This window comes from Pseudomonas sp. B329 (genome assembly GCF_023127835.1).
GTDB lineage: Bacteria > Pseudomonadota > Gammaproteobacteria > Pseudomonadales > Pseudomonadaceae > Aquipseudomonas > Aquipseudomonas synxantha_A.
Map to the genome: position 1 here is coordinate 1 of NZ_SPKP01000057.1, position 13,710 is coordinate 13,710.

Annotated in this window: 10 protein-coding genes and 2 pseudogenes; 5 read left to right on the forward strand and 7 right to left on the reverse strand. The window is 51.4% G+C overall.

Annotated features, from left to right (window positions below; genetic code table 11):
- Positions 1-2,662, reverse strand: a 2,662-nt coding sequence (locus E4P00_RS24960) for an autotransporter-associated beta strand repeat-containing protein (protein ID WP_248133249.1), incomplete at its 3' end; no start/stop codon positions are given.
- 748 nt (positions 2,663-3,410) lie between these two features.
- Here E4P00_RS24960 and E4P00_RS24965 point away from each other — a divergent pair.
- A pseudogene (locus E4P00_RS24965) lies at positions 3,411-3,904 on the forward strand (DUF4113 domain-containing protein); the annotation flags it as partial.
- A gap of 326 nt (positions 3,905-4,230) precedes the next feature.
- Here E4P00_RS24965 and E4P00_RS24970 read toward each other — a convergent pair.
- On the reverse strand, positions 4,231-4,632 hold the full coding sequence (locus E4P00_RS24970; RefSeq protein ID WP_248133250.1) for an STN domain-containing protein: 402 nt from the start codon (positions 4,630-4,632) through the stop codon (positions 4,231-4,233).
- 500 nt (positions 4,633-5,132) lie between these two features.
- Between E4P00_RS24970 and E4P00_RS24975 the strand changes: the two genes are divergently transcribed.
- Together E4P00_RS24975 and E4P00_RS24980 are read left to right on the forward strand one after the other, a co-directional pair.
- The gene (locus tag E4P00_RS24975; RefSeq protein WP_248133251.1) at positions 5,133-6,257 is read left to right on the forward strand and encodes a hypothetical protein; all 1,125 of its coding nucleotides are present in this window, start codon (positions 5,133-5,135) and stop codon (positions 6,255-6,257) included.
- On the forward strand, positions 6,254-6,940 hold the full coding sequence (locus E4P00_RS24980; protein ID WP_248133252.1) for a hypothetical protein: 687 nt from the start codon (positions 6,254-6,256) through the stop codon (positions 6,938-6,940). The genes E4P00_RS24975 and E4P00_RS24980 overlap by 4 nt, the downstream gene beginning before the upstream one ends.
- 186 nt (positions 6,941-7,126) lie before the next feature.
- On the opposite strand, the gene E4P00_RS24985 is transcribed toward E4P00_RS24980, so the two are convergent.
- Positions 7,127-8,929, reverse strand: coding sequence for a polyurethanase (locus E4P00_RS24985; RefSeq protein ID WP_248133253.1), 1,803 nt, complete (start codon positions 8,927-8,929; stop codon positions 7,127-7,129).
- Between the two features lie 295 nt (positions 8,930-9,224).
- Positions 9,225-9,323: pseudogene (locus tag E4P00_RS24990) on the reverse strand (integrase); the annotation flags it as partial.
- A gap of 108 nt (positions 9,324-9,431) precedes the next feature.
- On the opposite strand from E4P00_RS24990, the gene E4P00_RS24995 reads away from it, so the two are divergent.
- Together E4P00_RS24995 and E4P00_RS25000 are read left to right on the forward strand one after the other, a co-directional pair.
- Positions 9,432-9,761: a transposase gene (locus tag E4P00_RS24995; RefSeq protein WP_248133254.1), complete on the forward strand. Its 330-nt coding sequence runs from the start codon at positions 9,432-9,434 to the stop codon at positions 9,759-9,761.
- Positions 9,758-10,027 (forward strand): hypothetical protein, encoded by a 270-nt coding sequence (locus tag E4P00_RS25000; protein ID WP_348984617.1) that lies wholly within the window; start codon positions 9,758-9,760, stop codon positions 10,025-10,027. The genes E4P00_RS24995 and E4P00_RS25000 overlap by 4 nt, the downstream gene beginning before the upstream one ends.
- A gap of 131 nt (positions 10,028-10,158) precedes the next feature.
- Here the strand turns inward: E4P00_RS25000 and E4P00_RS25005 are convergent, their stop codons facing one another.
- From E4P00_RS25005 to E4P00_RS25015, 3 genes are all read right to left on the reverse strand, one after another.
- Positions 10,159-11,538, reverse strand: coding sequence for a TolC family outer membrane protein (locus tag E4P00_RS25005; protein ID WP_248133255.1), 1,380 nt, complete (start codon positions 11,536-11,538; stop codon positions 10,159-10,161).
- Positions 11,539-11,540: 2 nt separating this feature from the next.
- Complete coding sequence (locus E4P00_RS25010; protein ID WP_248133256.1) at positions 11,541-12,863, reverse strand: HlyD family type I secretion periplasmic adaptor subunit; 1,323 nt, start codon at positions 12,861-12,863, stop codon at positions 11,541-11,543.
- On the reverse strand, positions 12,860-13,710 hold an 851-nt coding region (locus E4P00_RS25015), incomplete at its 5' end, for an ATP-binding cassette domain-containing protein (RefSeq protein ID WP_248133257.1). The genes E4P00_RS25010 and E4P00_RS25015, both read right to left, overlap by 4 nt.

A 13,710-nucleotide genomic window follows, 5' to 3' on the forward strand; every position in this document is an offset into this window, starting at 1 on the left:
AAGCTGGCGGTGGAGTGACCGCCACTGCTGGCTCTGGCTGAACAGGTTCAACCAATGGTGCAGGCACGGGAGAGGTAAGCAATTGCTGTGTCCGCGGTACATTCACCTGACTATCCAAGAACAGGTAGTTCGGCGTAACGGATGAAAACTGCCCGACGATGCCTTTTTTGGCGGTAAGAATATTGAAGGTTTGTCCGACCAGGGTTTTTGCCTCGTCCTCCGTCAATAGGTTGGTGCGGTTCTCCAGTGACACTCTAACATCACCGCCATTCAGGGTTGCGACACCGGCACTATCGATCAGGTCGCTCCGTCCGTTCGGGGCGACTTCTACGGAGTAAACTGAGCCAGCATCAAAGGTCACATCGCCAGCGCGCAGCGTACCGATAGAGTTACCGGGCGCTACCGTGCCGCCAGCGTTGATCGTCAGAGCACCCACCGTGCCTATACCACCGAGCGTAGCGCCCGGGCCCACAGTGACCTGGCTTTCAAGGCGAGCATCAGGATGATCACTGTCACCAATGACCAGACGCCCGTCCCGAACCAGGGTTGCACCGGTATAGCTATTCTGACCATTAAGAATGAGCTGACTGCCACCTGACTTCGTGAGCCCCCCGAAACCCTCTATCGAGCCGTCATAGCGTGTATTGAAGCCCTGGTCGATGGTTAGCGACCCTTTTCCAAGCTGGATGGAGCCACCCTTGCCTTCCAACTTCGAAGCGATTAGATCGAATCCGTTTAGATCAAGTGCTCCACCATTGATGGTATAGGCGGTGTTGTTGACGAACCCACCCGCATTGCCGGCTCTGAGGATGCCCTCCTCGACAAATGTTCCGCCCGTATAGGTGTTGGGGCCTGAAAGCGCGAATGTACCGGCCCCCAGTTTTGTGAGGCTGCCTGTGCCCGTTAAGGCTTTCGTAGCAGACACCACCAAGCCGGATTCGGCGACATCAATCCATCCTTGCTGTTCGAGAACGACGTCCCGATCAAGCTCGCCCATGGATAAACCTGCGACCCTGAGCCCGCCATTGGCCAGCCGCAGCTTAGCCTCGCTTCCTCCCAAAGCTTTATCCTCGTCAACAACAAGAAGCCCTCCGTCCGTTACAAGGGTTTCACCGATAAAAGAGTGATCGTCGATACAATAATCAGTGACAGCCTGCTGGAAACGGCTATCGCTGCCCTTACAATTGAGAAGGGATTTCTTCTCTTCAATACTCAGCTTCGTTAATGTGGGATTACCTTCACTGTCCGCAACCTGTCCAAGATAGACATCATTACGATAGTTGTTGCGAACAAGATTAAACGTTTTGTTTTTTTTTGCGAAGTTGTAAGCATTGGCGCCCCACACAAGAAGTTTTTTTTCTTGTTTGTCTGTGTTGTCTGTGTTGCCTGTGTTGCCTTCGTAAACTTCAAGATGCGGTCCCACCCAGCGCAGATTCTGCGCCACGGGTTCGTGGTCCGAAAGAGAACCGCCATTGGGCAACCTGGCTAGCTTACTGAGATTACCTGAAGGATTCCCATCGTCAGCAATTTCCGCCCATTTGGCGAAGGGGCGAGACACCATAATATGATCAATTGTCACCCTGTCCCAGCTCGGCCAAGTATTTGTTGAGATTTCACCATCACTCGCCCAGGTAGCGCGCTCGTCGCCTACTTGGCTAGGTTTGAATAGCTCCCGGTGTTGCTCAAACTGTAAGAGCTGGTATTGTTTTTTGAATACATTCAGAGTTAACGGCAAGTTGCTGAGAACAGGATAGCTTTCATCCTGCAGCGGACTACTTCCCCCTGAGTCTAAATTTTTATTTAAAGCATCTGCCCACTGCATCCAAGATAAATAATTAATATTTTTCCCAGGATGCGCCCTCGCGATTATATCTAAGTATTCTTTGCTTGCTTCAGCCAGGTACTCATAGGTAAGTTTTTTATAAAAAGAGCTCTCTACCTCAACGCCATTTTTTTTACTTATAATATTCCGCATTAATAATAGTTGCTGCTCTCTTCTGTGCAATCCTCTCTCTGAAACATCACCAGCGTTAAAATCTCCAACAAGCACCATAGGAACACCGCTGGTTAACGCGGAAGAGTTAAGTTTTTTAGCGGCGCTAACTCGCTCAGACGGTAAGTCCGAATGGTCTAAATGGATGCCGGTTACGATAGCCGTCGGAAAACCATTGCCGGGATTAATTTTGATAGTGTCACCAGGTAAATTTACAAAAGGCACTGAGGAAAATATTGTCCCATCCCCTTTATCTTTTTCATCTAAATTTTTCTCCATTGGCAAAAAGCTTTCTTGTTTTTTCGTTCGACTATTCAACGTATCGATGGTGTTTCTATAAAATATATTGACGAAACTTTCGTCAAACAACTCCCTTTTGTTATTGTTGTTAAGCTCAGGCAGCACCAGAATATCCGGAGACGCTTTTAGGAGTAGATTTTTCATGTGTTCGGAATAAAAAAACTTTTTATCGCTTACTCCCCCCTGGTCCCAGACCTTAGAATTATGTTCAACATTCCATATGTTAAACGCCATGAATTTTACGGAAAAATTGTTTGGTGTCGATTCCTGGGCAAGGGCTTCTGGTATAAATAATCCAATCGATACAATTGCTGTGACCACCATTCTCTCTGGATTGTTTGGATTTGTTTTTTTTATTGGTTTGAACATATATCTCTCCCCTCATGCATTATTGAGTTTTCAATCAACATAAATCAGGCCTGGAGGAGAACAATCTATCTCCATAGGCGTGAAGTTTTCAGGGTCCTGCAAAAAAACATGGCATTAACTTACGAAATATAAAATATGTAAAGCTTTTCAGCGTGAGTACTTAAGATAGAGCAAGGAGCACTCGGGCTATTTTTCATTGATTAATGTCTTTAATATTTCATGGGTACAGCCATCATTATTGCCATCAAGCTGATAGCTTTAACTTAGACAATATTACCAGTGTGCTTGTTTGCGACTAAGCTTGGCCTAAAAACGTCCAATTAAGCAGCAGGCAACCGTTGTTTTCAGACGTTGTGGATTGTTGCTACTGATCAACACCACCCATCGACTTATGTCCGCTTTTGGATCGTTATTTAGCGATTAACCCCCTATCAACAATTCACCTTGTAAGTCCGTGCCCCTAGGTTTCGCCCAGATCGCTAGGCCCACGAGCTAAAATGTCGACATGCTGACTTCATCCGTTCTTGTGTTGCTGGATTTAGTAAAAATATGGATACGAATTGCATGCCCCTAGCCTATGTCGAATCGTATAGCCGCTGTGAATGAGGTTGATTCTCGTAGCAATATGGTTGAGTGCATATAGGAATCTTCTTAAAAATTATGCGAAAACTTCCCGAGGACCGAAGTGATTCACAACTTTTTTTATAAATCAATTGCTTATGGTTTTTCGATTTTTTTACACGGGGTCGAGCTTAGCCCTATTAAGAAGGCGGTGGCCACTTACATGATGTGGGCCTCTGAAAAATTACGGGCTCAAGGTTCGTTGTGCAAAAAGCTGCGTATAAGCATCCGTACAGGGATGTTCAATCCCAAAGAAACAAAGTATGCAAACGGTGTGGTGGTGGATCTGCCCTACCCTACCGATGACGTGCGATTACTCACGAAAGCCGCGATTGAGGCGCTGGATAAGGTATTCCGGACGGGCTTCAAGTTACAGCAAGGCTGAGGTAATGCTAATGAGCCTTTGCCAGCCAAGCGAGTACACCGACGATCTGTTTGCGGTGTCGCAGCCTGCAGATGCGTCCAGGGTGATGGGCGTCCTGCATCAGATTAACGGCCCTTGGGGCCGGGATACGTTGCGTATCAGCCAGTGTGCCGGCGAATCCTGACTGGGCCATGCGTCGGGAGCTGATGAATCAGAGCTACACCACCAGGCTCGATCAGTTGTGGAAGATCTGCTGCATAGGCTGGAGATGTCTACGATGCCGGGGGCAGTCCAATCACGAAGGGTTCGTAGGCCACGAAATATCTATCTATGCCGCGCTCAATGAATGATTTACGGTATATCATCGGCGCCGCTGGGGGCTTTCCGGCGCGGATGGCCAACTGAATTTAATTGTAGGCATCGGAGATTTTTTCCAGGCACATCGAGTTCACAGCCTGCAGATCAACGTGTTTAATTTTCCGATTTCTGCGGATCTCCCAAAAACACCGCGGACTGACCTCACAGCTTTCTTAGAATCCATCGTTTCTGAAAGTGCTACCAGCATTCAAAAGTTTAGTGCGCTTTAAAAGCCTAATCCTGAAGCGCTCTCCTCATAATCATCACTAATGAATTCCTGCGATGGCTGTGCCGTCGCACTGGTCGCAGATTGCAGTTCGTAGGAGCCATCGGCGTGGCGATGGAAACTCAGACCAGTTCCCTCCAACAATCGCGCAAGACCGGCTTCGGTGCTGAAGTCACCGTGCAGGCCGTTGCTGCGCTTATTGGCTGTTAGCGTCGATCTGCCCGCCATGTTGATATGTGCCTGCACGCCAAAACGCGTGAGCGACAGGTCCAGCGGGCCTGCCTCGATGTTATAAGTCTGACGCTCGGTCTGGGCGAATATTGCTGTGCTATGTAGCGGCTGTAGGCTGAGTAACAGCAAACCCATTGTGCTGGTGCGTAAGACATTTGTTGCAGAAATCATGCAAAACTCCTAGGGCTGAAGGCCCAGCCATTACGATGGGTTATCCATATAGGTCAAGCGAGTTTTGAAAAAAATGCGGGATGAGTAAAAAATTTCAGACCCAGCATCACGGTCATCCAATACCAGGCACGTCGCTCAATAATCACCGGCAATGTATGGCAAGCCAGCCAGCGCGGAATCTATATCGATACTACTGCCACACATGACGCCAGGATGTATGTCTGGCAAACGCGGGGGCATGACGAGATTTTGCTTCTCCAGGCATACGTTGGGCCTAAACCTACACGTAATTATCCTAATCGTTCATCTATAGACAGCAAATACTCCTCAGTCGGATGATAACCGTTTGATTTCTAAAGCCAATATATTAGAAATATTTAGAAATGAAATATAAATGCCTGATTAGTAAGTTTTTTACCTTCTCGTTAGTTTAGTAATTGGTCGAGACGAAAAATGCGATCGCTGAAAACACGAAGGTACAATTAAATAGAGGTTGCACTATGACAGAGCATTTCTTGAGTGTGAGAAACGAAGAAACGGTATCCACAACTAAAAATTTTTCGCCTGGTATAAATCTTTCAAATCGCTCATCATTCACTATACATGCTGCAGAAGCAGGTTCTAGCATGCAGGGCGGAAGAACTATGACAGGACATGTTTTTTTAGAAATCAATACACCAGGCTATCGTGGATCAATCGGTTTTAGCCCTGGTAGCAATTTAGACACTTCAAAAGATAATATATCAACGAACGATCACAACATTTACAAAGACACAAGTTCGCACCGATTTGAATTCCCAAACAATCCTGTATTTCAAAGTGTTGCAGCTAACCTTGCAGAGCAAGCTAATGGGTTTGCGAGAGGGTCAATCGACCCAGGAAACTACAACCTTTTACTAAATAACTGTATTCACTTTGTAGAGAAGATACTTTCAAAAGCTGGCATAGAGATGAAACTTGCGTCAACACCTAACGGCGTAGCTAAGGAAATAGATAAAGTACCGGAGAAGCTTAAAACTCCACTTCTCATAGATTTGGACGGTGATGGTATCACTACCCTACCAATCGAGCATGGCGTAAAATTTGATTATGAGGGAGACTCCAACTCTATCAATACTGGATGGGCTAGTAAAAATAGCGGATTTCTTATTATTGATAGGAACGATGACGGTATCATCAATAGCGGCAAGGAGCTTTTTGGTGATCATACTCCCCTACCAAATGGTGAAATTGCCTCAGATGGCGTGATGGCTCTTACCGCGCTGGACAACAACTACGACAATTTAATCGACGATAGAGATGCGGTATGGTCTGATCTGAAAGTCTGGCAAGATCTCAACAGCAATGGGGTTTCAGAGGCAAATGAACTGCAATCGCTCATTGATATTGGTTTAAAAAGTATAAATTTGTCATTCACACAAAATTCAATTCTCGATGAGCATAGAAATATTCACGAATTCCATTCAACAGTAAACTGGAACGATGGCCGAATAACAGATATAACGGATGTGTTATTTAGGGTGCCTGATGTATCAGAAGACAGGGGCAATATTAGTTTGATTGATCAAAGCTATCTTGTTGATGTTGTAGGCTCAATAGGCACTGTCGGAGAAACTTATTTGTGAACACGCTAATTCAATCACGACTAGTTAGTTATATCGCACTAACCTTGCTGCCTCTATCGATGGCTACCGATGCGGCTGACTATATGAAGAATTCAGATTTAATTCTACCTCCCGCCATTACAAAAAAACTTGAATATCCGTATTCTCAGATAAATCGGTACCCTGAGAACTTAGAAGAGTTTGCGATTGTACATAAACTTGCCAGTGAGGGTGTTGCTCAATACAATTATATACTGGGTGAGATTTATGGTGACCACAGATTAGATAAGTGGGAGGCAGACTACGAAGCCAGCTTTTACTATTATGTAAGATCGATTCAATTATATGAGCGTCATGCTGGAGCTCTTTTAGGATTGGGTGTGCTCTATCAACGTGGTTTAGGAACTACAAAAGATGTAAAAAAGGCGATTGAATTATATGAAAAAGCCGGTGATGCTGGATCAGCTATTGCTTATAATAACTTGAGTGTTCTCTATGCTTTGGGTAAAGAAATTCCGCAAGATCTCAGCAAAGCAAAAATTTATACTCAAAATGCGGCTCATCTAGGTGATGCGCAAAGCATAGAGGCATTAAGGAATTGGGATTATTACGTTGAAATATGGTCTACAGACGATGTAAAAAAACTTGATGAAATTACCGAAAAACATAGAAAAATCGAGCTGCAAAAAAAGCAATCTCAATAGCTCTCCACGTTAGGTTACAGGTAGCCCAGTAGTTGGGCTACCGCTAAATGACGCTTAAAGCGCTGGCGCGTTGGCGGCGATGTATATCAGCAGAGCCGCTTTCACGCTTCGGGGGAGGGATACGGGCACCACTGCCTAGTTTGCAGTAAGATATGGAGTCAATTGCGGACTCCACATCGATTTTCCTCAACAGATTATAACGTTTCCACTACTTAACTGATCCAGTCCCACCCCGACCAGCCTTACCGAGTCAGCACCAAACGAAAGCAATGTATCGCCATGATCTGTTGATACATAACTGTGATAATCATAGTTTATTCCGATATCTTCGATACCTTGGAAGACTAACTTGTCCCCGATGGTGAAACCTTCAATCGTATCGTTGCCGAAATTATCGTAGAATAGGAAGTTATCGTAACCCCCTCCCGATACCATGCGATCATTTCCGGTGCCACCGATGAAGTGATGGTTTCCTTTGCCTCCCAGTAGAAGATCGTTGCCGGCCTGTCCGAATAACCAGTCGCCGGGTGCACCGGCCTTAATCACATTGTTATCTGCGTCCCCTTTGACCGAAGAGGCATATTGCGTAAAATCATCACCGTTTCGTAAACCGTAATCGGTGAGGTGGTAAGTGGCGCTCTCGGTCCAGTCGAACGAACGGTCACCAAAAAACCAATATTTTTGAGATTTGGACTCTGTGCTGGTTAAGATTTCAATATCCCGGGTCATACTAATGCCGCCGTAGGCATCTTTGATATACAGCGTACCGTTACCATCATTGGCAAAGCTGAAGTCTTTCACCGATTTCTGAAGTTGGATGGTGTTGAGTCCATCTCCTCCCAACAGGATATTGTAACCACCACCATCTCTGAAAGTATCGTCACCCCCACCGCCTTCGATATAGTCATTACCACTTCCACCTTTAAGTAAGTCATTGTAGGTGCTGCCGATAATAAAGGTGCTACCAGTATGCTTTTCAGCAAATTTATTGAGATCCTCAACCCACGTGTCAGCACGCTTGCCATCCGATAAATTTGAAATGATTATGGTCGAGTCTTTATGTGTTAAATCATAGAATTCTGAGTCGATTAAGCGATTGAGTCCATCGGTATACTCCTCGATATAATGGGCCTTCCAGGAATCAGGATTGGTGATGCTCTGTTGCCCAAGTAGGGCTGAGGTTACTTTCGCAACTTCACCCCATAAGCCAGAAGTATTAGGCGCCAAAACTGTAGCTGCCGATCCTACAACTAAGCCGAGGTTTCCCGCCCAAGAGTTATCCTGTAGCGACACATATTTATCGTTGAAACTTACGATATTGTTGGTAGCTGATAGCTGCGGTTTATCATGTATCCCCAGGGAGGTTGTGTAGTTTAAAGTGGTCCCATCCAATACCCTGAACACTGGATCATTCTCGTACCCGATATTTAGCACCTGTGCTCCAGGACTTTGTGTTGGCGAGGCAAATGCTACATAGTTGGAATTTTTGTAGAACCCTCCCCAGTTATCAGCACTTAATACTGCCAAGCTATTGACTCCATTACCGCCCTGACTGTGCCCAGTAACAAGAATCTGATTACTATTCAAACCTTGAGACTGGGCATAACGAGCGATATCACGCAGAAGGTCATCAAATGCATGCTTTACATAATCTTTTGCATAATTTTCCGAGATTGCGGTCAGTGCATTGCTGATATTGTCGCCCACCGAATCCCTGGGCGTATCCCCCACTCCGGTTCCCCTAAATGAAATGCCGATGCCGATAAGATTGCCGTCCTCATACTTTCCCATCACTAAAGCATCTGCGGTGGGAGCTGCGCCCCGTCCTGTGAAAATACCTTGGAGGTCCACAGGACCGTGGTACCCCAATTGATTTGCGTTGATCGGTGCCCAGCTACCGCCAATTTTGTATTGTGTTAAGGCCATTGCGTCGTTGAACAGGTCCTTCGATTCACTGCTGGTGTAGTTTTTGTAATTGAAAACGCTCATGTTTTCTCTCCTTAATAGAATTTGCGGTGCTCCGCTTTCTAGAAACGGTGATCCAGATTCAAATCAGTCGCAGCCAGATAGCGGTGGTACATGAGTCTCGAAGAGTGCATAGGATTTCAATCCTGAGGACAATCATTAAGACCACACTCCAAAAACTACTCTCTTTCGCAGCAGTGGGAAGTAGGAGAATTCCTAAAATATTAAGGAGCTGACTCAAACAAACCTCCAGATGAGTTAGAAACTTTCTCCATTCAGTTAGCATTTGATGGGGCTATGTATACCAAACAGGTTTCAATCAGTATTTTACCTTGTAAGTTTGGGAGTTCTCAGGACGCTGGCTGCGTCGATCATAAAGGTGCGTCGTACTGATCTTAGCGTGCCCCAACCACACCTGGGCCGTATCCGTCCGGCCAAGTCATCTCCCCCCCCCCCGCAAAGCCCAGACATGGAGTGCACTTAAATTTAAGTGGACACCAGTTCTATCCTTTTAAGTGGGTATTTCATGCAGCCAACACGCCGTTCCTGTTCCAAGTCCTTCAAAGCCCAGATCATTCGAGAGTGCGCCCAGCCCGGAGCTTCGATTGCAAGCATCGCACTCAGCCATAGCCTCAACGCAAACCTCGTTCACAAATGGATTCGCCTGCAAGCGCAGAAAAGGACAGCGCTGCAACCTGCATTCACTCAGTTACCCGTGCCGCTGGCCGGGGGAAAGTCTCGCGCATCATCCAATGTCCACGTTGAAATACAGCACCCGCGTGGCACCGTCACAGTGAACTGGCCCACTGAAAATGCTGCTGCCTGCGCGACTTTTCTTCGAGACTTGCTGCGATGATCCGCATTGATTCCATCTGGCTCGCCACCGAGCCGATGGACATGCGCGTAGGTAAAGAGTTAGCGTGGCACCCAACACACCTAAGCTCATCCGATGAGATCCTGCGCGGTTACACCATGCTCAGGGTCAATGCTTACGATCATGAATTCATGTCTAACTATCCTCGGCCGGAGGATGAAAAAAGGATGGTGGTTATCATTCCGCGAGGGCTCTATCACGATTGGCTGGCAGCCGCTGCCGAAACCAGTAACGACTTTATGCGCTGATACCCTGACGATCGGCTGATGGTTGGTTAATGGGCAGGTTGGGCGTTGCCCTCGTTTCGCTGCGGGCCGGGCTTTCGTGCCGCGCATTGAACCAGGTCAAAACAGTCTACCCATCTCCATCCCTTCGGGCTTCAATCCCTAACGTTTTCGGCCGGAGGCTTGCGCGCTCCGCTTGGCTCACTATGCCGCGCAAATGCCTCATCCACTTTAGCCAGATCCGTGTCGCGCAGGTTGCCCGCGTAGTAATGCAATTTGGTCCAGGCCATCAGGTAGTCGTAACGGGCCTGGGCCAGGTCGCGACGGGTGCTGTACAGCTGCTGCTCGGCGTTGAGGGCATCGAGGTTGACGCGCTCGCCGCCAAGGATGCTTTGCTTGGTCGACACCACCAGCGCTTCAGCCGAGGCCAGGGCCTTTTGATAGGCGCGCAGCTTGCTGACCCCCGACAGGCAGGCACTGAACTGGCGCCGCAGCTCGATCAGGGTCTCGCGGGTCTTGCCCTCCAGCTCGTACTCGGCCTGCTCCATGGAGCGACTGGCCTGGCGGGTGGACGCCGAGACTCCCCCCCCGGCATACAACGGCACGCTGACTTCAATGCCGATGGTGTTGGTGTCGTAGCGCTGGTTGTAGGTGTTGCCACTGTCGGACTCCTGCTGGCGCGAACTGGCATACGCGGTGATGCGTGGCAGATGCCCGGCGCGGTTGCGTTCCACCTCATAGCGCGCCACTTCCACGGCCTGGCGCTGGGAGGCCAGGGTCGGGTTGTTGGTCAATGCCAGTTCGTGCCAGCTGTCGTAGTTGGCCGGGGCCAGGGTCAAGGCGGCGAAGTCCTGGTTCAGTGGCGCCAGGTCGGCAATGTCGACGCTCTGTACGCCAAGCAAAGCCCCCAGTTCGCGCAGTGACGCGTCCTGCTCGTCGAGCGCCTGGATCTCTTCGGCCGTCGCCAGTTCATAACGGGACTCGGCCTCCAGAATGTCGGTACGCGTACCCTCGCCTTGCTGGAACAGGTGCTGGTTCTGCTGGAACTGTTGCTCGTAGGCCTTCTTCTTGGCCCGGGCGATGTCGATCTGGTCCTGGGCGAACAGGGCCTGGGTGTAATAGGTCAGCACCCGCACCAACAGCGCCTGGCTCTTGTCGCGAAAGCTCTCATCGGCAAACAGCGCCTGGGCCACGCCCTTGCGGTAGTTGGCATAGGCTTCGTAGTCGAACAGCGGCTGTTGCAGGGTGAAGGTCGAACCGAAACTGTTGTAGTTGCGGTCGTCGTGGTAGTGGCCGCCACGGCCATCGGGCAGGTTGGCCTGGGAGTTGTTGCGGCCCTTGTTGTAGTTGTACGACAGCCGGGGCAACAGGCCGGCGCGGCCGATGGTGCGGTTTTCCAGGCCGGCGTCACGCTCCTTGATTGCGCCGAGGAAGGCTGGATCGTTACGCAGGGCCTGTTCATACACATCGAACGGGCCCATGGCAGCCTGGGCGCCGGTGCAGGCGAGAAACAAGGCGATGAACACAGGCTTCATGCTCATTCCTCGGTCAACGCAGAGCCGGCACGGTCGAGCAGCGGCTTGAACAGGTAGTTGAGCAGCGAGCGCTCGCCCGTGCGCACGAACATCTCGGCGGGCATGCCCGGCTTGATCACCAGGCCCTGGAGTTTTTCCAGGGCAACATCGCTGACCGTGGTGCGCAGCACGTAATACGGCACACCGGTTTTTTCGTCGAGCAACTGGTCGGCGGAGATCAGGCTCACCTCCCCCGGCACCCGGGGCGTGCGGCTCTGGTTGAAGGCGGTGAACAGGATATCCACCGGCAGATCGGTGCCGACCTTGTCCACCAGGTTCACCGGCAGGCGCCCTTCGACTTCCAGGCGCGTGCCCTGGGGCACGATTTCCAGCAGGGTTTCCCCGGCCCGCACCACCGCACCGATGGTGTGCACCCCGAGGTTGACCGCAATGCCATCGGCTGGCGCGTTGATTTCACTGTGTTGCAGGTCAAAGCCGGCGGAGGTCAGTTGCTGCTCCAGGGTCAGGCTGCGCAGTTGCGCGTCGGCCAACTGGCTGCGGACTTCCTTCTGGTACTCCTCGCTGTGCTGTTGCAACTTGAGGCGCGACTCGAGGATGCCCTGCTCCAGGCGCCCGCTTTCGCCGCTGTTCTGCGCCAGGTCCTGTTGCACCTGGGACAGTTGGCGCTGGTACTCCAGCAGGCGGTTGCGCGGGATATAGCCGTTGTCTGCCAAAGGTTGCAGGTTGGCCAGTTGATCACGCAGCGATTGCGCCTGGGCGCTGAGGTCCGTGCGGGCGCGGCGCATGCCGTTGAGCTGGGCGCTGGCGCCTTCGATATTGGCGCGGATCCCCGATTGCTCGCGGGCAAAGGCCTCGCGCCGGCTGCTGAACAGTTGGCGCTGGCCTTCAAGTACCAGGGCTAGCGCAGGATCGGGGTTGGCACTCAGTTCAGCGGGAAAGGCCACGGCAGGCAAGCTGTCGCGCTCGCTCTGCCAACGGGCGACGCTGGCCCAGGCCATGCGGTACTGGGCTTGCAGGGAATGCACATCGGCCTGGCTTTGGGTCTGGTCGAGGCGAAACAACGGCTGGCCCTGTTTGACCACCTCGCCTTCGCGCACCAGGATCCGGCTGACCACGCCGGGGCTCAGGGTTTGCACGGCCTTGCGCTTGCCGGACACCACCACCGTGCCCTGCACCGGGATCCCCTGGTCCAGCGGCGCAAGGCTGGCCCAGAGGAAGAATCCCCCAGCGCCAACCACCGTCATCAGCCAGCCCAGGCGGGAGAAAAAGCGCGCATCGCGCTCAGGAAAGGTCTGCTCGAGTGGCAGGCTGTTATCGGTACTCATTGGCCTGGATTCCTTGCCGCAGGATATTGACGGTTCAAGCTGACGCCGGCCTTTTCACGGGGTGGCTCCGCGTGGCCGGACAGTGCCCGCAGCACCTCCTGGCTGGGGCCAAAGGCTTGCAGGCGCCCTTCATTGAGCACCAGCAACTTGTCGGCCTGGGCCAGGGCCGAGGAGCGATGGGTCACCAGGATCACGCTGCTGCCCTGGGCTTTCATCTGCATGATGGCGCTGGCCAGGGCGGCTTCGCCTACGGTGTCGAGGTTGGAGTTGGGTTCGTCGAGCACGATCAGGCGCGGCCCGCCATACAACGCGCGGGCCAGGGCCACCCGCTGTTTCTGCCCGCCGGACAAGCCGCTGCCGTCGTCGCCCAACACCGTGTCGTAGCCCTGGGGCAAGCGCAGGATCAGGTCATGCACCCCGGCTTGCTGGGCGGCCTGCACCACCCGCTCGGGGTCAGCCTGGCGAAAACGTGCAATGTTGTCGGCGATGCTGCCGCTGAACAGTTCGATGTCCTGGGGCAAGTAGCCGATATGGGGGCCGAGGTCGTCGCGGTCCCAGCGATGGATATCGGCGCCGTCCAGGCGCACCGTGCCGGCCAGGGTTGGCCACACCCCCACCAGTACCCGCGCCAGGGTCGACTTGCCGGAGCCGGAGGCGCCCAACACCCCCAGCACTTCACCGGCCGCCAGCTTGAAGCTGACCTGATGCAAGGTCGCCGCCCGCCGCCCCGGCGGCCCGGCGCTGACCTGCTCGAAACTCACCTGGCCCTGGGGCGCCGGCAACGCCATGGCCTGTGCCCCAGGCGGGAACTCCTGCAACAGCTCATCGAGGCGTTGATAGGCCAGCT

What these genes read in the sequence shown, in the direction of transcription:
- E4P00_RS24970 (WP_248133250.1), bottom strand. Translation starts at nt 4,632, where the DNA reads ATGATTTCTGCAACAAATGTCTTACGCACCAGCACAATGGGTTTGCTG.
- E4P00_RS24975 (WP_248133251.1), top strand. Translation starts at nt 5,133, where the DNA reads ATGACAGAGCATTTCTTGAGTGTGAGAAACGAAGAAACGGTATCCACA.
- E4P00_RS24985 (WP_248133253.1), bottom strand. Translation starts at nt 8,929, where the DNA reads ATGAGCGTTTTCAATTACAAAAACTACACCAGCAGTGAATCGAAGGAC.
- E4P00_RS24995 (WP_248133254.1), top strand. Translation starts at nt 9,432, where the DNA reads ATGCAGCCAACACGCCGTTCCTGTTCCAAGTCCTTCAAAGCCCAGATC.
- E4P00_RS25000 (WP_348984617.1), top strand. Translation starts at nt 9,758, where the DNA reads ATGATCCGCATTGATTCCATCTGGCTCGCCACCGAGCCGATGGACATG.
- E4P00_RS25005 (WP_248133255.1), bottom strand. Translation starts at nt 11,538, where the DNA reads ATGAAGCCTGTGTTCATCGCCTTGTTTCTCGCCTGCACCGGCGCCCAG.
- E4P00_RS25010 (WP_248133256.1), bottom strand. Translation starts at nt 12,863, where the DNA reads ATGAGTACCGATAACAGCCTGCCACTCGAGCAGACCTTTCCTGAGCGC.